Source organism: Gymnodinialimonas mytili (assembly GCF_037544085.1).
In the GTDB taxonomy this organism is placed as follows: Bacteria; Pseudomonadota; Alphaproteobacteria; order Rhodobacterales; family Rhodobacteraceae; genus Gymnodinialimonas; species Gymnodinialimonas mytili.
The window spans coordinates 564,584-583,392 of record NZ_JBBIFW010000001.1 but is presented as its reverse complement, the minus strand read 5'-3'; the positions used below and the strand labels follow the sequence as shown (position 1 = coordinate 583,392).

General features: G+C 59.1%; 19 protein-coding genes. 14 read left to right on the top strand and 5 right to left on the bottom strand.

The genetic code is table 11. From position 1 onward, the window contains the following. Positions 1-8 precede the first annotated feature (8 nt). Positions 9-2,087 carry a TonB-dependent receptor domain-containing protein gene (locus V8J82_RS02780; protein ID WP_339971921.1) on the bottom strand — a complete coding sequence of 693 codons (2,079 nt, stop codon included), beginning with the start codon at positions 2,085-2,087 and terminating at the stop codon, positions 9-11. Between the two features lie 247 nt (positions 2,088-2,334). Here V8J82_RS02780 and V8J82_RS02775 point away from each other — a divergent pair, with 247 nt between their 5' ends. Genes V8J82_RS02775 through hmuQ form a run of 5 tightly spaced genes read left to right on the top strand, consistent with a single transcriptional unit; the run spans position 2,335 to position 6,498 of the window. Continuing rightward, positions 2,335-3,390, top strand: a complete 1,056-nt coding sequence (locus V8J82_RS02775; RefSeq protein ID WP_339971919.1) for a hemin-degrading factor — start codon at positions 2,335-2,337, stop codon at positions 3,388-3,390. Then, positions 3,387-4,283 carry a heme/hemin ABC transporter substrate-binding protein gene (locus tag V8J82_RS02770; RefSeq protein WP_339971917.1) on the top strand — a complete coding sequence of 299 codons (897 nt, stop codon included), beginning with the start codon at positions 3,387-3,389 and terminating at the stop codon, positions 4,281-4,283. The genes V8J82_RS02775 and V8J82_RS02770 overlap by 4 nt, the downstream gene beginning before the upstream one ends. A gap of 4 nt (positions 4,284-4,287) precedes the next feature. Further along, positions 4,288-5,367: a FecCD family ABC transporter permease gene (locus V8J82_RS02765; RefSeq protein WP_339971914.1), complete on the top strand. Its 1,080-nt coding sequence runs from the start codon at positions 4,288-4,290 to the stop codon at positions 5,365-5,367. A gap of 3 nt (positions 5,368-5,370) precedes the next feature. Next, positions 5,371-6,156, top strand: a complete 786-nt coding sequence (locus tag V8J82_RS02760) for a heme ABC transporter ATP-binding protein (RefSeq protein WP_339971912.1) — start codon at positions 5,371-5,373, stop codon at positions 6,154-6,156. Positions 6,157-6,177: 21 nt separating this feature from the next. After that, the gene (hmuQ, locus tag V8J82_RS02755; protein WP_339971910.1) at positions 6,178-6,498 is read left to right on the top strand and encodes a heme-degrading protein HmuQ; all 321 of its coding nucleotides are present in this window, start codon (positions 6,178-6,180) and stop codon (positions 6,496-6,498) included. Here the strand turns inward: hmuQ and V8J82_RS02750 are convergent. The 3 genes from V8J82_RS02750 to V8J82_RS02740 all read right to left on the bottom strand — a co-directional run bounded on the left by V8J82_RS02750 (position 6,495) and on the right by V8J82_RS02740 (position 8,639). Next, a complete protein-coding gene (locus V8J82_RS02750) occupies positions 6,495-6,950 on the bottom strand; it encodes a hypothetical protein (protein ID WP_339971908.1) in 456 nt (151 codons plus the stop codon). The two genes, hmuQ and V8J82_RS02750, sit on opposite strands and share 4 nt — an antisense overlap. Positions 6,951-7,167: 217 nt before the next feature. Continuing rightward, positions 7,168-7,677 carry a hypothetical protein gene (locus V8J82_RS02745; RefSeq protein ID WP_339971906.1) on the bottom strand — a complete coding sequence of 170 codons (510 nt, stop codon included), beginning with the start codon at positions 7,675-7,677 and terminating at the stop codon, positions 7,168-7,170. 215 nt (positions 7,678-7,892) lie between these two features. After that, positions 7,893-8,639: an IclR family transcriptional regulator domain-containing protein gene (locus tag V8J82_RS02740; protein WP_339971904.1), complete on the bottom strand. Its 747-nt coding sequence runs from the start codon at positions 8,637-8,639 to the stop codon at positions 7,893-7,895. Positions 8,640-8,724: 85 nt separating this feature from the next. On the opposite strand from V8J82_RS02740, the gene V8J82_RS02735 reads away from it, so the two are divergent. The 9 genes from V8J82_RS02735 to V8J82_RS02695 all read left to right on the top strand — a co-directional run bounded on the left by V8J82_RS02735 (position 8,725) and on the right by V8J82_RS02695 (position 17,719). Further along, positions 8,725-9,126 (top strand): Rieske 2Fe-2S domain-containing protein, encoded by a 402-nt coding sequence (locus V8J82_RS02735; RefSeq protein WP_339971902.1) that lies wholly within the window; start codon positions 8,725-8,727, stop codon positions 9,124-9,126. Continuing rightward, a complete protein-coding gene (locus V8J82_RS02730; RefSeq protein ID WP_339971900.1) occupies positions 9,123-10,343 on the top strand; it encodes a Rieske 2Fe-2S domain-containing protein in 1,221 nt (406 codons plus the stop codon). Before V8J82_RS02735 ends, V8J82_RS02730 begins: the two co-directional genes overlap by 4 nt. Positions 10,344-10,349: 6 nt before the next feature. Further along, positions 10,350-11,762 (top strand): glutamine synthetase family protein, encoded by a 1,413-nt coding sequence (locus V8J82_RS02725; RefSeq protein WP_339971898.1) that lies wholly within the window; start codon positions 10,350-10,352, stop codon positions 11,760-11,762. A gap of 2 nt (positions 11,763-11,764) precedes the next feature. Next, complete coding sequence (locus V8J82_RS02720) at positions 11,765-12,196, top strand: hypothetical protein (RefSeq protein WP_339971895.1); 432 nt, start codon at positions 11,765-11,767, stop codon at positions 12,194-12,196. 114 nt (positions 12,197-12,310) lie between these two features. Next, positions 12,311-13,384 carry a bifunctional transcriptional activator/DNA repair enzyme AdaA gene (locus tag V8J82_RS02715; RefSeq protein ID WP_339971893.1) on the top strand — a complete coding sequence of 358 codons (1,074 nt, stop codon included), beginning with the start codon at positions 12,311-12,313 and terminating at the stop codon, positions 13,382-13,384. Next, a complete protein-coding gene (locus tag V8J82_RS02710) occupies positions 13,381-14,142 on the top strand; it encodes an isocitrate lyase/PEP mutase family protein (RefSeq protein WP_339971891.1) in 762 nt (253 codons plus the stop codon). The genes V8J82_RS02715 and V8J82_RS02710 overlap by 4 nt, the downstream gene beginning before the upstream one ends. A 223-nt stretch (positions 14,143-14,365) precedes the next feature. Continuing rightward, on the top strand, positions 14,366-15,211 hold the full coding sequence (locus tag V8J82_RS02705; protein WP_339971889.1) for a LodA/GoxA family CTQ-dependent oxidase: 846 nt from the start codon (positions 14,366-14,368) through the stop codon (positions 15,209-15,211). Between the two features lie 171 nt (positions 15,212-15,382). Further along, positions 15,383-16,414 carry a LodA/GoxA family CTQ-dependent oxidase gene (locus V8J82_RS02700; RefSeq protein ID WP_339971887.1) on the top strand — a complete coding sequence of 344 codons (1,032 nt, stop codon included), beginning with the start codon at positions 15,383-15,385 and terminating at the stop codon, positions 16,412-16,414. Between the two features lie 6 nt (positions 16,415-16,420). Then, positions 16,421-17,719, top strand: coding sequence for a tryptophan 7-halogenase (locus V8J82_RS02695; protein WP_339971885.1), 1,299 nt, complete (start codon positions 16,421-16,423; stop codon positions 17,717-17,719). On the opposite strand, the gene V8J82_RS02690 is transcribed toward V8J82_RS02695, so the two are convergent. Continuing rightward, entirely contained in the window at positions 17,714-18,535 is an 822-nt protein-coding gene (locus V8J82_RS02690; RefSeq protein WP_339971883.1) for a DeoR/GlpR family DNA-binding transcription regulator, read from the bottom strand. The two genes, V8J82_RS02695 and V8J82_RS02690, sit on opposite strands and share 6 nt — an antisense overlap. Positions 18,536-18,809: the final 274 nt, after the last annotated feature.

The following is an 18,809-nucleotide window of genomic DNA, read 5'->3' as shown; positions in this document are numbered from 1 at the left end:
CATGATCCTTAGAAATTCCAGACACGGGCGATTGTGAAGCGGCCCGTTAGGCCACGACCATCTTCCTGGTCCAATGCGTTGCGATAATCGCGGTCGAAGATGTTGTCGGCGCCGACGCGGAATTCGAGCCCTTCCAGCGCGCCCGATTGTGGTGCGTAGCTGGCGAAGACGTCGTGGGTTGCGTATCCGCCGAAGTCGTTCTGTGCCCGCGATCCCTGTGCGCCCTCATAGTCAAGATCCGCATAGGCATTCACCGTCCAGCCGACGCCAAACCCGGTCACATCGTTGCGATGCCCAATTGTTAGATGGAGATTGTCTTGGGGCAGTTGTGTCCAAATCTCATCTTCGGTCAGGTTTCGGCCTTCGATGATCGACACGGCAAGGTTCGCGTAGAACTGCTCGCCCACATAGGCGGCTTCAAGTTCCAAACCGTAAATCTCGGCCTCGTCGACATTCACATGTTCGAAGCCTCCCGGTGGGCCGGTTTGGATCAGATCCTCGACATAGGAATAGTAGGCCGTCACGCGCGCATCGAACGCGTCATTGTCGTTCAGCAGGCCGCCGCGCGAATAGGTAAAGCCAAGCTCCGCGCTGTAGGCTGTTTCAGGGTCGAGATCACCCGCCGCTTGCCGCCCCCCCGGCACCCCTCGGTTAGGGGCGGGCAGAGAGAAGGAATAGAGTTCGTCCAGATTCGGCGCCCGTTGCGTTTGCGCAATCGACCCGAAGACACCCCATTCGTCGGATATGTCGTAGGTGAAGGCGAGTTTCGGCGAGAATGACACGATTTCGGTGCTGCTATTCCCGTCATCCAGGGGCGAAGCGGGATTGTCGGGGGCAGGGTCGTTTAAGGCCAACTCGACCCGCATACCCGGGATCAAGGTGAATCCGTTGCCGAAATCCAATTCGGTCTGACCGAACAATGCAAGCCGTGTCGACGTACCCTCCGGATGGAAGGAAACCGGTCCGGTGACATCGGTCTCGGCCGTGCGCACCTGTTGTGAGATCGTGGCGCCATAGATCGTGGTGGTGGCGATGTTGCCCAAACTGCCATCGGTCGTCACCCGCGCATCCAATGACAGCGTGCGGTATCCATAGTCGGAATCTTCAAACAGGATCGAGCCGGTGCCCGTGGCATTTTCCTGACGTATCTCGGTGTCCGAATAGGCCAGCGTCATTTCCAGGTCGCCAAAGCTCTCGGCGGAATTGTAGATTGCGCTGACGGTCTGATCGTGGGTGCGCCGATCAACTTCGCCGAAGAACCCGCCCGATCCAGTCTGCTCGTACTCGGTATCGTCCAGATCGCTGCTCCAGCTTTCATAGATCAGCCGAAGGGACCGGGTGCTGGAGAAATGATAGGTCGTGCTAATGACGCCTGAGATCGCGTCGAAAGCGGACCCGGAGATTTCATCGCCGTCGCCGTCCACGTAGTCATCGGCGCGCCGATAGTTCAGGTTTGCAAAGACATCCACATTCTCCGAGAGCCGCGTGGCATAACGCAGCGAGACATTTCCGCCCGCGCCGTTGGTCTCGCCCCCCAAAGAGAACCGGAATTGGCTGGTCTGACCATCCGCCAAGACGTCGTCGACATCGCAGGTCTCAAACCGGATCACGCCGCCAATGGCCGCCGAGCCGTAGAGCGTGGCGGAGGCGGGCCCGCGCAACACTTCGATGTTGCAGAACAAGTTGGGGTCCGAGAAAAACGACCCAATGCGATATTGTTCGTAATATTGTGTTGCCCCGTCTTGCAGCACGACAACGCGGCCCTCATCGCCTGCGGGCACCTCTCCCCAGCCGCGGATGTTGAATGTCCCGCCTAGCACGCGTTCTGATCCGATGCCCTGCACGCTAGGTACGCCATCGAAAAACTCACCAACCGTGGTGGCTTGCTGCTGTTCGATTTCTTCCTGGTCGATCACCGTCACGGCTTGTGGCGTGTCCAAGGCCACCTGATCTGTTCCCCAGCCAAAGACGATCCGCCCCAGCGGTGTCGTCGTCTCTTGCGCATGCACAGGATTGGCCATCGCAGCCAGCACGGCAGCCGTTGCTGTCGTGGTCCCAAAGCATACGCGCCCCGTATGATTACGCATCATACCCCCTCACGCATTACTAAATTGTTCTGAATTGCTTGCCGGTCGTTTGGCTGGCGATTGTGTGGGTGGCGCGTCGTCGTCTTCGGCACATACCTGCAATACTTGCACTCGTTACTATATCTTACTAAAACCGTCAACAATGACGCTCAGATGGTGTATCATCTGTGTAACTGCGCCAGCATGATCCCGAAGGGGGTCGAGCAAGCCTCTGATTTCAAGAGAAACTCAAAGAAGGTGCGCGGACATGGCGTCTGAAGCTAGCATGACGAAGGATACGATTCTCGCAGCGATCGCCGAGAACCCAAAAGCGCGCCCGCGCGATCTGGCGGATAAACTGGATCTGCCCGAGGCGGCGTTGGTGAACGCACAGCTTGGCGCTGGCGCGATGCGGTTGGAGGCCGCACTAACCCGCCTGGTGCCCGCAATCTGCACGCTGGGCGAGGTGATGGCCCTGACCCGCAACGAGAGCGCCGTCCACGAAAAGATCGGTGTCTACGATAACTTCCATCCCGGTGACCACGCTTCGATGGTCCTGACCCAAGACATTGATCTGAGGATCTTTCCGCGTCACTGGGCCCACGCCTTTGCGGTCGAAAAAGAGGTCGATGGGGCAATCCGGCGCTCGATCCAAGTTTTCGATGCGGCGGGCGATGCGGTGCACAAGGTGATCCTGCGCGACCGCTCGAACCTGGCTGCGTGGAACCTGATCTTGCGTGATCTCAAGGGCCCCGAAGTCGACCCGATCTTCGCGCCGCGCGATCCGGTGGAGGGCGCCAAAGGAGATGTCGGCAAGGCGGATATCCTGCGCCGCGAATGGGATCGCATGACCGACACCCACCAATTCCTGCGCTTGACCGCGAAGCTCAAGATGAACCGACTGGGCGCCTACCGCATGGTCGGTGGGCCCCACGCGATGGCTTTGGCGCCAGACGCATTGAACGCAGCGCTCGTTGCTATGTCTGAGACCACAACGCCTGTGATGATTTTCGTCGGCAATCGCGGCTGCATCCAGATCCACTCCGGCCCGATCAATAAACTGGTCCCGATGGGGCCGTGGCAGAACGTGATGGATCCAGGGTTCAATCTGCATTTGCGGGCCGATCACGTGGCAGAGGTCTGGTTGGTCGATAAGCCCACCAAACGCGGTCCTGCGGTCTCGATCGAAGCGTTCGACGCGCGCGGCATGCTGATCCTTCAATGTTTCGCCCTGCGCAAAGAGGGCGGAGAAGATCAATCCGCGCAATTCCGAGCTCTGACCGACGCATTGCCGCGCCACAATCCTGAGGAGGCTTTGGCATGATCTTCCGTCGCCGCCCGTCAGCCAGGCGTGTCACTCCGGCCAGCCTGGCCTTGATCGTAGCGTTCGGCTTGGCGTTGGCCATTTTCGCGGGGCCAACCCGCGCACAGGCTCAAGAGGATCCGCCACGCGTCGTCGCGGTGGGCGGATCCATCACCGAGATTGTCTACGCATTGGGCATGGAACACCTTTTGGTGGCGCGGGACACAACCTCAAGCTGGCCTGCCGAAGTCGCGCAATTGCCGGATGTCGGCTACATGCGCTCTCTCAGCCCTGAAGGTGTGCTTTCGGTTCGCCCTGACATGATCATCGCCGAAGAGGGCTCAGGGCCGCCTGAAACGATCGAGGTGCTGGACGAGGCCGCGATTGACTTCATCACCGTGCCCGAGAGCTACGATGCCGAAGGGGTCCGCGCGAAAATCCTCGCGGTGGCCGATGCCCTTGGCGTACCAGAAGAGGGAGCGGCGCTGGCTGATCGGATCGAAGCGGAGCTGGCCGAGGCTATCTCCGCGATCAATGGGGAGGCACCTCGGGTGATGTTCATCCTGTCGATGCAAGGCGGGCGCGTGATGGCGTCGGGCACCGATACCGCCGCGGCCGGGATCATCGAGATGTCGGGCGGTGTGAACGCGGTCAGCGATTTCGAAGGCTACCGGCCCTTGACCGATGAAGCGGTGCTGGCCGCAGCCCCGGACGTGATCTTGATGATGGCACGGTCCGGTGATCATTCCGCAGAGAATTCCGAACTGTTCGGGCATCCCGCTTTGGGCCTGACCCCGGCGGCCGAGACCGACAGCGTCGTGCGCATTAACGGGCTGCTCCTTCTTGGGTTCGGTCCGCGCACGCCCGAGGCCGTCGCGCGACTGTCAGAGGCACTTGGAACGGTCGGAGGCTGAGGGCTTGGCAGCGACAACAGACGCGCAGATCCCCACCGCGCCAATTGCAGGGGATCGAGAGGCGCGGGCCCGCCGGTGCTTTGCGCTGTTATTGATCCTGTTGCTCGTCGTTAGCCTCGGCAGTCTGACAACCGGCGCGTCCGGTATCTCGCTGATGGATGTGGCCCGGATCTGGGCCGCGGGCGAAGCATTGGACAATGTGACCGCCACCATATTGATGGATATCCGGTTGCCGCGGCTGTTCATGGGCATTCTGGTCGGCGCCGCTTTGGCGGTATCGGGCGCTGTGATGCAGGGTCTCTTTCGCAATCCGCTGGCCGATCCGGGCCTTGTGGGGGTCGGGGCGGGGGCGGGTCTGGGCGCCATCACCGCGATCGTTCTGGGCGGGCTGCTGCCCGTCGCGCTACAAGACCTTGTGGGCTACTATCTTGTGCCGTTTGCAGCGTTTTTCGGCGGTTGGGCGACAACGATCCTGCTGTATTTCGTCTCCACCAATCGCGGGCGCACATCCGTCGCTGTCATGCTGCTGGCCGGGATCGCCCTGGGCGCGTTGACCGGGGCGCTGTCAGGTATCCTGGTCTACATGGCCGACGACCAGCAGTTGCGTGACCTGACCTTCTGGGGCCTCGGGTCGCTAGCTGGCGCCACATGGTGGAAGCTGGTTGTCGCGGCCCCGTTGATCATTATGGCGCTGATCGCCGCCCCCTTCCTAGCGCGCAGCTTGAACGGTCTTGCCCTAGGGGAGGCCGCTGCGGCGCATCTAGGGATCCCTGTGCAGCGCATGAAATCGGTGGCGATTTTGACGGTCGCCGCCGCTGTCGGCGCCGCGGTCGCGGTGTCGGGCGGGATCGGCTTTATCGGCATTGTTGTGCCGCATCTGCTGCGCATCGCGGTGGGGCCCGATCACCGGTTCCTCCTGCCAAATGCGGCATTGCTCGGGGCATCTTTGCTGATCGGTGCAGATATGATTTCCAGAACGATCATCGCCCCGGCGGAATTGCCGATCGGTATTGTCACCGCGGTGATCGGGGGGCCGTTCTTCCTTTGGATTTTGCTGCGCAACCGCTCGTTGCTGGACTTGTAGCCGATGTTTTCTGTCGAACAAATCAAGGTGAAGCTGGGCTCTGCGATGGTTTTGCATGGGATCGATATGGTCGCACGGGCGGGCCAGTTGACGGCGATTGTCGGCCACAATGGATCGGGCAAGACCACGTTGTTGCGCGCCATGACACAAGAGGTTGGCTATGACGGTGTCGTTCGCCTGGACGGGCGTGACATCAGCGATATGAGAGGGTGGGAGCTTGCCGCGCGGCGCGCGGTTCTTCCCCAAGCCTCGCGCATCGCCTTTCCGTTTACGGTGCTAGAGATTGTCCGACTGGGCCTGATGGCAGGGCGGGACGCCGCGCAGCAAGATCTGCCGTCGCGCGCTTTGGCCCGTGTGGGGCTCGCCGGGTTTGAGGGGCGCTACTACCAGGAATTGTCCGGCGGTGAGCAGCAACGGGCGCAGCTTGCCCGGGTCCTGTGCCAGGTATGGGAGCCCGTAGCCGATGGTCAGCCGCGCTGGCTGCTGCTGGATGAGCCGGTGTCGAGCTTGGATATCGGTCATCAGCTCGACGTGATGGAGATCGCGCGGGATTATGCCCGCGCCGGTGGGGGTGTGATTGCCGTGATGCACGATCTGAACCTGACCGCGATGTTCGCCGACCATGTCGTCCTTCTGGCGGGCGGGCGGCGTCTCGCGGCAGGCGCCCCAACCGAGGTCATGACCGATACGACACTCAGCCGGGCCTATGGTTGCGATCTACGGGTCAACACTGCACCTGAGGGATCGGCGACATATCTATTGCCCCATAGCGCGCGTCGCGCGGGATAACTGATCAAAGGAGACACAACAATGTATATCGCCATGAACCGCTTTACCGTGCGTCCCGAAAACGCCGAGGCATTTGAGGCGCTCTGGCTGGGCCGGGATAGCCATCTCAAGGACATGGATGGGTTCGTGGAATTTCATATGCTGAAGGGATCAGAGGCCGAGGATGGCACGATCCTGTATTCATCGCACACCACGTGGGACAGTTTTGAGACCTTCAAGGCCTGGACCACATCAGAGGCGTTTCGTGCCGCCCATAAAGATGCGGGTCAGACCGCAAAGCTGCATGAGGGTAGTCCCAAATTCGAAGGGTTCACCACGATCCAGCACATCGCGAAGGCCTAGATAACCACCTCAAGCGCCGGGCGGTCGCGATCGGGTGTCATCGGCAGCATCGGGTCGAGTTTTGCGGCCAGTTCCAACCCGGTGCGGATCACTGCGGCCTCGATACGGCCCTGGGTCAGAAGGGCGATTTCGTCACGGGCGGCAGGCGCTTCATCGGCCTGCATCGCGCGCAACAGGCGCAGGACGGCTTGCTCGTCGGGGCCAAGCGGCTTGATCGAGGCCGCTGGATCCGCAAGCCGCAAGGGCACCGGACGACTGGTCATCAACGCGGCCAGGAAATCCTGGACGGCGTGGGCAATGGCAAGCCCGCGGGACGGACCCCAAGTCATTGCGGCAAGCGCATAGGCATCACGCCAACCAAAGCGTTCGGGCCGTAAGAAGGCGTCGTTGAACCGGCGCATCACCGGCAGCAGGGCTTGCTCCGTTGGGCTGGGCATGTCGATATCGCACATGGCTAAGCGCGCCTTCTAGCTGCATCTGGTCTTACGTCTGACAAGCACACGACCTTATCGGTTTCAGTGACGCGCGAGATCTGCATTGATGACGGACCCGAGGACTTAGCCGGAAAGCGCAATTCGACCTCCAATGCCTGCCGCAAGGCCGGGTTCAGTGCGACACCATACTGCTCAGCTTGGCCTGCACCGGCCAGCATGGTCGCGAAAAGCGGCATCATAGGCCCGTCTCGGCGGGCAGGGGGTCAGGCATTGCATCCGACAGGGCCATAAAGGCCGAGATCGCGCCGGATACATCGTTACCCTCACACAGCATCATCAGTTCGAGCTGTGCGGGCGCGACGCGGCCCCGTCGGATAGAGGCCAGAGCCGACATCAGGCGCCGTTCATGCTCGCTGAGGATCGCGGCACAGCCGGGGCAGGACGGGCTGTTGAACATAAAGGTCGATGTGCGTGTCGTGCGCACCGCCCTCATGGCATCCAACACCTTATGGGCGACGCTGGCGCCATGTTCGCCACATGCACTTCGCGCAACCTCCAACGCATGTACCCAGCCTTGGCTTTGCGGACAGGCGAAAGCCTGAAAAAAGTATCGAAAGATCTGCAACGTGATGTCTTCGAAGCGATCTAACCCGGCAGCCTCGACTGCAATCTCTTTGGCGTCGGGTTGCCGCCCGCAACAGCTAGAATTCTCGTGTCGAAGACCCGGGTTCCGTCGTGCCGTCATATCAGAGCCATCCTTCCTATTTCAGTCGGGCCTGGCTTGACGGGGCGGTCTCACTTGGGTGCCTAATTCCTGATTGTTTTTGTCGGAAAATGCAAGATGCCAATTCCTTGCAGTAACAAAGGATGGTGATATGTGCCGCGTTCCGCATGTTGGGTTCTGTGGCTTTGGGCGGGGTGAGAGAGACGTCTGTCGAAAGCTGATTGGGCAAAGCGCCGCTAGTCGCGCAATCGCATCGCCGCCCGCCGCAGAACGTCCAAAACGTGGTCCATCTGATCGGGGCGCGCCAGGGAATTGGCCGAAGCGCTGGTTGCCAGAACAGTCTCTGCCCCTGAGATGGGCGCAATCGGCACTGCGACACCGGCGGCGCCCATCTCAAATTCATTGATGACGTAGGAAAAGCCCTGCGTTGCGGCGTCCTCGATCTTGGTGCGGATCGAAGCCCTATCCATGTCAGTCGCCGCTGTGAAGCGGGTCCATTCGCAGGTGTTCAGGATTTGGTCGCGATCTTTCGGGGTACAGCTGGCCAATAACATGCGTCCGATCGCAGTTGGCAAAAGGGGTAGAGTGCTGCCCACCGAGAACCCCAAGGACAACCGCGCCGAAGCAACCGCGGACCGCGCGATATAGATCGCGCGTGCGCCGTCCCGAACCGCCAGGGCGATCTCGCCATTCAATTCCTCGGCGAACTGGTTCAGCGTGGGCTGAATGAGGCGACCAATATGCTGCGCGGTCAGATAACCGCCACCGACGGCGAGGATTTTGGGCGTCAGCCGCAGCATCTTGCCGTGGCGATACAAATAACCGCTACTTTCCAGGGTCAGGCACAGCCGACGTGCGGTCGCGCGGTCCAGACCTGTCAGCCGTGCGATATCGGCCATGGTCAGATCACCCCGACCCGTCTCGAAACAGGCAAGAACATCCAGGCCCTTGGCAAAGGTCAATGCGGTGTCACGGTTGGTCATGTTGACCGGTGCCCTTCAGGCCAGTACGCTCAGATAATAGTAGTAGCGTGCGATTATCGCACATATTTGAGTCGATCAACCGGCGATGGCAGTATCTGAGCGCAAAAACCTCACCCTACGTCAAACCGGCGGGCAATGGGTCGTTGTAGCGCATAGCGCCGAACTAGATGTTCCCAGACCTGTTGTGCCGGTTTCACTGAACGGTCAGCGCTACGTGTTGTTCCGGGATGAGGAAGGTGCGTTGGGCCTGATCGGCCGCAACTGCCCCCACCGCGGCGCAGATCTGTGCTTTGGCAGGCTTGAAGATAACGGATTGCGCTGCCCGTTCCATGGTTGGCATTTTGATCGTACCGGCCAATGTGTCGAACAACCGGCAGAGCCCGAAGGGTCACGCATGTACACGCAGATCAAGGTGCCGATGGTGCCCGTCAAGGAAGAGAACGGCGTGATTTCAGCCTGGAGCCAGATAGCGGAGCAATCGCCATGATCAGCCAGACGCTCAACGATCAGATCACTCGGATTGGCCCCGAGACCGAGGCTGGCAACGTGCTGCGGCGATATTGGCAACCGGCGGCCTTGGTCGATGAGTTGAGCGGAGATGCCCCTGTTCCCGTAAATCTGCTGGGGGAACGTCTCGCGCTTATCCGGGATACCGACGGCACCCTGCAGCTATACACACGCATTGCCGCCGCGGACGAGCCGCCCGCGCATTATCCGGCAAGCGGCCAGATCCGGATCGACCCCAAGGGCGCGATTTATCCGGTTGTCGAGACCAAGGGCATCGTCTTCGCCTATCTGGGCCCGGGGAAACCGCCCTCTCTCCCGAATTTCGACTGTTTCCGCGCGCCTGACAGCCATGTCTTTGCTTTCAAGGGCCTTTGGGAATGCAATTGGTTACAAGCACTTGAGATCGGCATCGATCCTGCCCATGCCTCATTCCTGCACCGGTTCCTTCAGGATGAAGATCCCAAGGACAGCTATGGCAAGCAGTTCCGCGACAAGGCCGCCCATACCGATATGCCGATGACCCAGGTCCTGCGGGATTATCCGCGCCCTGACATCCATGTGGATGAAACCGAGTATGGTCTGCGCATCACCGCCTTGCGCCATATGGAGAACGAACTGACCCATGTGCGCGTAACCAACCAGATTTTTCCCGATGCGATCTGCATTCCAATGTCGCGCGAGATGACGATCACCCAATGGCATGTGCCGATCGATGACGAGACCTGCTACTGGTACACGATCTTCACCAGCTTCAAGAACCCGGTCGATAAAGACCTGATGCGGGCTCAACGCCTTCAGGAACATCGCTTGCCCGACTATGCGCCGTTAAAAAACCGGGGCAACAATTACCACTATGATCCTGCCGAGCAGGCGACGCTGACCTATACGGGCATGGGGATGGATATCAACGTACATGACCAATGGGCGGTTGAGGGGATGGGCGCCATCCAAGACCGCACCCAGGAGCATTTGGGCCGCAGCGACGTTGCGATTATCCGCTACCGCCGAATGTTGCGAAAGGCGATAGCGGATTTGGCAGCGGAGCGAGCCGATGCTTTGCCAATGCAAGGAGATGTCGCTGCGATCCTTGGACCGCTGTCGAACGACGCCATCGCCTCAACGCGGGATTGGCAGGCCGCCAGCCATGCTGCGGATATGGCGCGGCGGTCAGAGTGCCCGTGGGATGCCTCGGTCTAGCGACATATGAAGGATGACCGTGCAACAGGCGATCAGGTCGCAGCCGTTTTGGCCCAGGTGCAAAGCGCTGGCATTGAAACGGTGCGCCTGTGCTTTGTCGACCAACACGGGATCTTGCGCGGCAAAACCATTGTCGCCGCAGCGCTGCCCTCGGCCTTTGAAACCGGGATCGGCGTGCCCTCCACATTGCTGCTGAAAGACACGTCGCACCGAACCGTGTTTCCGGTCTGGACCGACGGGTTGGATATTGCCGATTTGCCCTTGGGCGGTGCCGGCGATGTGGTCTTGCGCCCGGACCCGGCGCGTTTCTTCCCACTGCCATGGTCGCCCCATTCCGCAATTTTGCTCTGCGATGTCAGGGATCGGATGGGCGCCGAGATACCGTTTTCCTCGAATGCGATCTTGGCGCGTGCCGTGGCCGCGCTGAACGCGGTGGGTTACCGCGCTGTTGTCGGGCTGGAGGTCGAATTCCAGGTGTTCCAACGGACAGATTCGGCCTTGGCGCATGGGCAGGCGACAATACCCCCGGCGCCGATTCAAACCGCTAATCTCACGCAAGGCCACCAATACCTGACCGAAAGCCGCTATGCCGAGGTCGAGGATCTGCTGGATCATCTGCGCCGCATGGCTGACGGTCTAGGGCTTGAGCCGCGCAGCATGGAAATCGAGATGGGGCCGAGCCAGTTCGAATTTACCTTCGCGCCCTCTGATCCGCAGACCCAAGCTGACCGGTTCGTCCTGTTCCGCACGATGGTGAAAGAGGTCTGCCAAATGCGTGGGCTACATGCCACTTTCATGCCCAAGCCTAATCTGCCCAATGCCGCGGCCAATGGCTGGCACATCCATCAATCGTTGATCCGCCATGGCGATGGGCGGAACGCATTTACGCCGCAACCGGATGGTGCCTTATCGACTGAGGCCAATGGATGGATCGCGGGGTTGCTGAAACATGCCCGCGCCACCTGCCTTATGACCAATCCGACCGTGAACAGTTACAAACGCTTTACGCCGTTTCAACTGGCGCCGAACCGAGTCCAATGGGGTCGCGACAATCGCGGTGCGATGATCCGGGCATTGATGTATCCCGGCGACGCGGCCTCGCGGATCGAAAACCGCGTCGCCGATACCGGCGCCAACCCCCATTTCGCCTTTGCTGCACAAATCTTTGCGGGGTTGGATGGCCTGTCACAAGGCCTGACCGCGCCCGCACCGACGGAGACACCCTATGACGAAGCGGCTGAGGCGCTGCCGAACAATCTGCTGGCCGCGATTGAGGCCTTCGAGGGATCGCAATTTACGTATAGCGCGCTTGGCGCGGATGTCGTGGCGTATCTGGTGAAGCTCAAACGCGCGGAATGGGATCGCTATCTGACGACGATTTCGGACTGGGAGCAGCAAGAGTATTTCGGGCTGTTCTAGGCATGGCTTCGACTGCATCTGCGCCGTGTGACGCTCTGGCATTCGATGACATCATCGATGGGTATTTTCCACTTCGGGTCTCGCTTGCCGATATGATGGTGCGGCGGGGCTTGCGGCAGGCACAGCTCACCCTCAGCCACGCACCGATCATGGATGTTCCGGGTCTTGGATGGCAAGAGCCCGTGCCTCTCAATATCCGATCTGGGCGCGCTGGGATGATCGATTGGATGGTTTTGCGCGTGGCTGTCCGAGGCTCTGATTTGGCGATGTCGGGCCAGGCATGTTGGCGCTGGTTTGACGGCGGTGATCCCGGCCCCGCGTTTGATCCGATGACGCGCCTCGCCGAGCCTGCCTATCTGCTAGGCGTCGCAGAGCATAAGGATCCGCCCTGCTTTGAAAACGGAATCTCTTATGTCGACAATTCGGGCCGCTGATCGGCTGATCCGGCGCAATCAGCACGCCTGATCTCAACGTCAGACTTTCCGGCCAAATCGAAATCAACGCCCGATTTTCGGCGGCATGTGATCTGAGGCGTGGTACCAAACGCCATGCTGTTTGCTTTGCCCGACCACGAAACGCTCTACCAAGCCTTGTTGGACCGAAACGCGTCCTTCGATGGGCAGGCTTACGTGGCTGTGGCGACCACGGGCGTGTTCTGTCGGTTGACCTGTCCGGCGCGGAAACCAAAGCTGGAGAATTGCACATTTTATGCCTCGGTCGGCGCGTGTATCGACGCCGGATATCGCGCCTGCAAACGCTGTCATCCGATGGCACCCATGGCGGATGCAGACCCGGCGATTGCCGTCCTGCTCGCCGCTTTGGATCGGGCACCCGAACGCCGCTGGTCTGAGGCGGATATCCGACAGATGGGCTTTGACCCATCCACCATTCGTCGAAGTTTCAAGCGGCAATTCGGGATGACGTTTCTGGATATGGCACGCCAGCGCAGGCTGCGCGAGGGGTTCGTGACAATCTCGAACGGTGGCAAGGTGATTGATGCGCAGTTGGATGCGCGGTTCGAATCCGCCAGCGCCTTTCGTACGGCGTTCGCCAATCTATTAGGGCGGGCACCTGGGCAGTTAGATCCGAATCCGCTTTTACACGCCGATTGGATCGAGACCCCTTTGGGCGACATGATCTCGGTCGCCAGCCAAACGGAGTTACACCTCCTGGAGTTTGTCGAACGAAAGGCCCTGCGTCGCGAGCTTGGCAAGCTGGAAACATCGGTGAAGGGCCGCATTGGTATCGGGAAGACCGAGATTTCCGATCAGATCGCCGAGGAGCTTACGGCGTTTTTTGAGGGTCGCTCCGCCAATTTTCAAACGCCCTTGGCCTATCACGGATCTGACTTCACCCGTGCGGTTTGGCATACGCTTCGCGCGATCCCCGCCGGTGTCACCCGCACCTATTCCCAGATTGCCGAAGAAATCGGACGACCAGATGCGACGCGCGCGGTCGCCCGCGCGAACGGTGCCAACCAATTGGCTCTGATTGTGCCATGTCATCGGGTGATCGGTGCAGATGGGTCCTTGACCGGTTATGGCGGCGGCCTCTGGCGCAAACAGAAGCTGCTTGAAATCGAACGACACTACCGAAACACCCAAGATGGGAACGCGCTATGACCACACAGGCTGAAAGAGCCAAAATATTGAAATCACTCCATAAAAAGGGGTCGCCGCTTGTCTTGTACAACATCTGGGACGCCGGGGGCGCGCAGGCCATCGCCGATGCGGGCGCGCAGGCCGTAGCGACGGGAAGCTGGTCGGTCGCCGCGGCCCATGGCTACCCGGATGGCGAGGCAATCCCGCTTGATCTCTTGCTCCGGATCGTGACGCGCATCGTCGAGACGGTGGATGTCCCAGTCTCGGTAGATTTTGAAGGTGGTTATGCGCGTGATCCGCGAGGCGTAGCAGAGAACGTCACGCAATTGATTCAAGCGGGTGCGATCGGGATCAATTTCGAGGATCGCGTCGTCGCGGGGGAGGGGCTTTACCCAATTTCAGATCAGGTTGCGCGGATCGAAGCCATCGCCGATGTCGCGCGGCGGGAAGAGGTGCCGCTATTTGTAAACGCCCGCACGGATCTGTTCCTAGGCTCCGATCCAAATGCGCATCCCGGTTTGATACCGCAGGCATTGGAGCGAGAGGCGGCGTATGCTCGAGCCGGTGCAGATGGGTTCTTCGTGCCGGGTTTAAGGGATCCCGATCTCATTCGTCAGATCACCGATGCGGCCAGCTTGCCAGTAAACGTCATGCTCACCAAATCCGGTGACGCCGTGGCAGAAATAGCGGCGCTGGATGTCTCGCGTGTCAGCTTTGGTCCGCGTCCTTATCTCGATGCGACGGCACGCCTGGTCGAGAGCTTCAAATCGATCATATGAGCCGCATACTTATTACTGACCTATAGGGTTTTGAAATAGTGGCGGGTGATCATCCATTCGCCGCCACAATGCGCCTGTTTGTTGATCCCGGAATTCTTTATTAGTCGAAAACGTTAACCATTTCACGCTTGAGTTGTGGGGGCGCTTGTGCAAGCTGCCCTCATCAACGGTATCCGTGCCAGTGTGCGCACACCTTATTGCGATAAGACACGGAGATATTACTTTGCCAACCTATTCAATTCACCCGCGCATTGGTGTTGCCCGCCTCGGGAATAGCCTTTCTGAATTCTATCTTGCACCCACGGAGATAGGGGGTCTTCCGGTTTCTTGCGACGAGTGGGGAAATGAAACGCCAACTGACGGCCCCGTGACTGTCTTCAAGGACCGTATCGGAGCAATTAAACGGCAAGCAGCACGTTTCAGAATTTTTGTTTCTGATGATCTTGGTGAACCTCGCGCCATATCATTGGCCGATAGCGATGTGGCGTCCATTGAGTGGATCGCTCACATCGCGAATAAAAAGCCAATCTGGTATACGTTCTCTGAGTTGCAGGGCGATTTGGTATTTGGTGAAAAGAACAGTTACGAGAACACACATATACCGGTGAACAACCCGGATGTCACGGGATCCGAGGATCGGCAGAAACTGATCATCGATCCGGGCCCTCGACAGATTTCCGATCCTGAAAGTAGCGTGGCGTTTTCGCGCTACAATATCCCTGCGGCTTATCCACGTGGCGCTTTTCCCGATCCATCGAATGGCGGTCAACAGATCGATACGCTTGGTGAATTGCGGATGAACAAAGAGGGGAACTTGATCGCGCTTGGCGGCTTTGGCCACGTCACTGGCAGCGCCGAGATCTCAAGCTTTCGCGGTGCTGCGGGCTATTGGGACGATATCGCGGATGGGTATGTCTTTGCCCGCGTGACGTTGTCGGATGGCAGCGTACACGAAACCGCAGCAGCTTGGTTGATCGTTGGAAGCCCGAAATATGCACCTGAAATCGTGAACATCACCACACTGGCCGATACGATGGATGATGTCGCCATTCGCAAAAACGGCGCGTGACCGGAAATCTTTTCCGGAGCCGGTGATTATGATGATTGGCCGCGCGATCCAAGAAACGGATATACACCTTTAATCGGATATAATTCTGACTATATCGTCAATTTTGATCGCGATATAAAGCCCATCATTGATCGTATGGCGCTGTATAAATATGTCGCAAACGTCCCAACGATGGATGACTTCGCAAATCCAAAATTTGATATGCAGGATGTCAGCGAAGAAAATACAGAAAAGAGAATGGCGTATTTCAACCTCTTCCGCATGCCCTTGCTTCCAAAGGACTATACTGAATATTATCCAACGATGTCGAAAGGTCCGGGGCAGCTTTATGCGCTGAAAGATAATGATCCAAACCAATTGTCCGGCCTTCCAATGATGCCGCTGAACTCGGGCGATAACTCCGTCACGAATTCTGGGCCGATCTACAAGTTCGAGACCCTATCACCCACGCAATACTTCTACCTGTATCAATGGGCGCGTGGGCGTTTCACAAATGATCCGCCTGAGCCACTATCTGAGATCGCACAGCTGGATCGTGTCGATGCCGGCAATTGTGTCGGGGCGCCCTTCAGTCCCGGGATCGAGGTGACCTGGAGCGTGCGGAGCGCGGCGCTGTACCAAGGGCCGCTGCACCTGAAGCTCGCCCATGCCGAGGATGGCTATGGCGACATGAGCAAGTATTATGCGACGCATGGTTTGAGCCTTGAGCGAAATGAATGCGAAGGGGGTGGGTGCGAGCCTGGCGACATGACCAAGCGCATGGCGATCCCCTGGATGGCCGATTTCCATGAATGTACGGTTCAAACACCCAATATCACCGATATCAACGTGAACCAGCTTGCCGACGGATCCGGCATCGAAGTGCCGCCTGCTTTCTATGTTTATTGGTGGCCACCGCAGAGCCCGTTTAACGTCACAACAGGCACGAATCTGCCGCAAGACCAGGTCTTGGACGCTTTTGTCAGTGACATTGATGGTCAGACGATCATTCCGCAGGGCCAAAATGTGGAATTTCAACGGGGGATCAATTCGGCTGAAGAGATGATCAACGCGTGGTTCATGCTCGGTTTTCTGATCAATCGCGGCACGGCTGAAGTTCCATATATTGTTGAAACGGAGAGAAATTTTGGACAACTCGCCCAGTCGCGTGTGAGCCAGATTTCGACGGCCGCAGCCAATGCGGCAACCGCCGCAAAAAGCTGATCCTTGGTGACAGATTTCGATGTTGCGATCATCGGTGGCGGGCCCGCAGGTGCCGCCGCCGCACTTACTTTGCGAAAGCGCAAGGATATTCGTGTCGCCCTGATCGAGCGGGGGGATTACAGCACACCTAAAGTGGGCGAGTCCCTCTCACCCGGCACGCGCAGCCTCCTGCAATATCTGGGCCTTTGGGACCGGTTTGAGGCGGAGCAGACGCTTAGCCTGTTGGGAAGCGAAGCCGCTTGGGGCAGCGATACGCTTGGCACGATGGATTTTATTCTGACCCTGCACGGCGCTGGCTGGGCCCTGGATCGCGCGCGGTTCGAACGCATGATGGCCAATGCAGCGGAGGATCTCGGCACAGTGCTGATGACCAACACGAATGTTGCCAAGTGTCGATATGATGGTGCGTGTTGGCGGTTGGATCTGGGCAAGGATGAACTGACCGCACGTTATGTCATCGATGCGGCGGGGCGCGGCTCGTTTTTTTCGACGCGCCAGGGGGGCTATCGTCAGCGAAACGATATGCTCACGGCCATCACTGCGCGATTGCCCGCCGCGGCCAATGTCGCCCAGGTGACGCGGGTCGAGGCGTTTAAGGATGGGTGGTGGTACGCAGCGCCCTTGCCGTCAGGTGAGGTCATCGTATGCCTGTTCTCCGACGCTGCGCGCATTCATCGGCTGCGTTTGTCTGCTCCAGATATCTGGGCGCATCACCTGGCCGAGACCCGGCATATCTCTCCGTTGGTTGCTCCCGAGCCGTGCGCACTGGAAACGCTCCCTGCTTTTTCCAGTCTGCTGCAGGGCGGTGATCCTAACCGCCCAATGATTGCCGCGGGGGATGCGATCGCCGCCCGTGATCCGTTGTCATCCTCCGGCATTCCCAATGCGATGGGCAGTGGGATCCAGGCGGCCCGCGTCGCGGCCGATTGGCTGTTTGGCGCTGGCACGCTCAGATCGGCTTACCTCGATAGTATCGCGCGGGATCATAGCGCTTATCTTAAGACTCATTGGAAAACCTACCGCACCGAGGCGCGGTGGCCCGATGCGCCTTTCTGGCGGTTTCGATCCGCTCAAGTGACCCGCAGGCCCAACACCATGGTGCATCTGAAACGGGGGGCAGAGGGCACGATCTTTGTGCCGGGCCGCGCAGCGCAATGGATCATTGAGGCCGCGCAAAAATCTGTGCGCCAAATCGATCTTGTCACGGGTGCCCGCGACGCCTTTCCCGACCTCCCCGATGAACGGCTTATCCTGGCGGTCGAGGATCTAACCGACATGGCGGAGGCGGGCGAGGTCGTCCTATAGTTTGCCGGCGGTTCGAGCCAGCTTGCCGGGCAGGTCTGAAAGCGGATCACCGGCAATCTCGGCCACGTGCACCTGGGTGCTCCACCTCTGACAGGCGTCTTGCAACTGATCTGGCAGTGCTTGGTCAGTGAACACGGCTTGTATATTGGCCAATGAGCAGATCCGCGCTGGTGCTGTGCGAAGCAATTTGGAATGGTCTGCCACCAGGAGAGGCGCACGCGCCTGCGCTATGATGGCTTGGCTGACGCCGACCTCCTGAATGTCATAGTCCAAAACGTCGCCATCCTCGTCGATGGCAGAGCATCCGATCACCGCATAATCGAACTTGAAGCTGCGGATCGCTTCAACGGTCATGGTGCCGATTAATCCGCCATCGCTGCGCCGGACGCTGCCGCCGGTTACGACAACCTCGCAATCGGGATTGGAGCTGAGCGTATTGGCGACGTTCATGTTGTTGGTGATGACCAGGATGTTCTTGTGTCGCAACAACTCTGTAGCGACAGCTTCGGTGCTGGTGCCGATGTTCAGGAAGACCGAACAATCATCGGGAATCGCCGCAGCGCAGGCGCGCGCAATAGCGGCCTTTTGGTCGGCCAGGTGACTGCGCCGCGCATCATAGGCCAGGTTGGTCGTGCCGGATGCCAGGATCGCGCCGCCATGTACGCGGTTAAGGTGCCCGGCTTCGTCCAATTCCGTCAGATCGCGGCGGATCGTCTGCACGGTCACATCGAAATGCTCAGACAGACCTTCGACCGTCACCTTGCCAACGCGGCGCGCAATTTCCAGAATTTCGGTTTGGCGAAAGCTGTTCTTCATCAAGATCCTCCTACCACACATTATGTTCGCCTATGTTCGATTGTGCGAGTCCTTGCGCGTCTTGCGCCCAGATGGGCCTTTGCGTTCGCATTATTTTTCGCTTTCAAAAGCTGTCGCATCGATGTGTGCTGTAAAAATCCATTTTATAACAGTGCTTTAAATCTATGATTGCACTTCAATCGAAAAAATAGAAAAAAACCACTTTCCTTTTTGCGCGGTTTGTCTCACGGTTTAGGGGTGACAGCGACGTCGGGGCGTCGCATTGGGAGGCAAT

Bases quoted from the DNA above. Each gene is read 5' to 3' on its own strand.
- V8J82_RS02740 (WP_339971904.1), bottom strand. From the start codon at position 8,639: ATGACCAACCGTGACACCGCATTGACCTTTGCCAAGGGCCTGGATGTT.
- V8J82_RS02775 (WP_339971919.1), top strand. From the start codon at position 2,335: ATGGCGTCTGAAGCTAGCATGACGAAGGATACGATTCTCGCAGCGATC.
- V8J82_RS02720 (WP_339971895.1), top strand. From the start codon at position 11,765: ATGGCTTCGACTGCATCTGCGCCGTGTGACGCTCTGGCATTCGATGAC.
- V8J82_RS02750 (WP_339971908.1), bottom strand. From the start codon at position 6,950: ATGTGCGATATCGACATGCCCAGCCCAACGGAGCAAGCCCTGCTGCCG.
- V8J82_RS02700 (WP_339971887.1), top strand. From the start codon at position 15,383: ATGGATGACTTCGCAAATCCAAAATTTGATATGCAGGATGTCAGCGAA.
- V8J82_RS02730 (WP_339971900.1), top strand. From the start codon at position 9,123: ATGATCAGCCAGACGCTCAACGATCAGATCACTCGGATTGGCCCCGAG.
- V8J82_RS02690 (WP_339971883.1), bottom strand. From the start codon at position 18,535: ATGAAGAACAGCTTTCGCCAAACCGAAATTCTGGAAATTGCGCGCCGC.
- V8J82_RS02770 (WP_339971917.1), top strand. From the start codon at position 3,387: ATGATCTTCCGTCGCCGCCCGTCAGCCAGGCGTGTCACTCCGGCCAGC.
- V8J82_RS02780 (WP_339971921.1), bottom strand. From the start codon at position 2,087: ATGCGTAATCATACGGGGCGCGTATGCTTTGGGACCACGACAGCAACG.
- V8J82_RS02710 (WP_339971891.1), top strand. From the start codon at position 13,381: ATGACCACACAGGCTGAAAGAGCCAAAATATTGAAATCACTCCATAAA.
- hmuQ (WP_339971910.1), top strand. From the start codon at position 6,178: ATGTATATCGCCATGAACCGCTTTACCGTGCGTCCCGAAAACGCCGAG.
- V8J82_RS02745 (WP_339971906.1), bottom strand. From the start codon at position 7,677: ATGACGGCACGACGGAACCCGGGTCTTCGACACGAGAATTCTAGCTGT.
- V8J82_RS02725 (WP_339971898.1), top strand. From the start codon at position 10,350: ATGAAGGATGACCGTGCAACAGGCGATCAGGTCGCAGCCGTTTTGGCC.
- V8J82_RS02735 (WP_339971902.1), top strand. From the start codon at position 8,725: ATGGCAGTATCTGAGCGCAAAAACCTCACCCTACGTCAAACCGGCGGG.
- V8J82_RS02715 (WP_339971893.1), top strand. From the start codon at position 12,311: ATGCTGTTTGCTTTGCCCGACCACGAAACGCTCTACCAAGCCTTGTTG.
- V8J82_RS02760 (WP_339971912.1), top strand. From the start codon at position 5,371: ATGTTTTCTGTCGAACAAATCAAGGTGAAGCTGGGCTCTGCGATGGTT.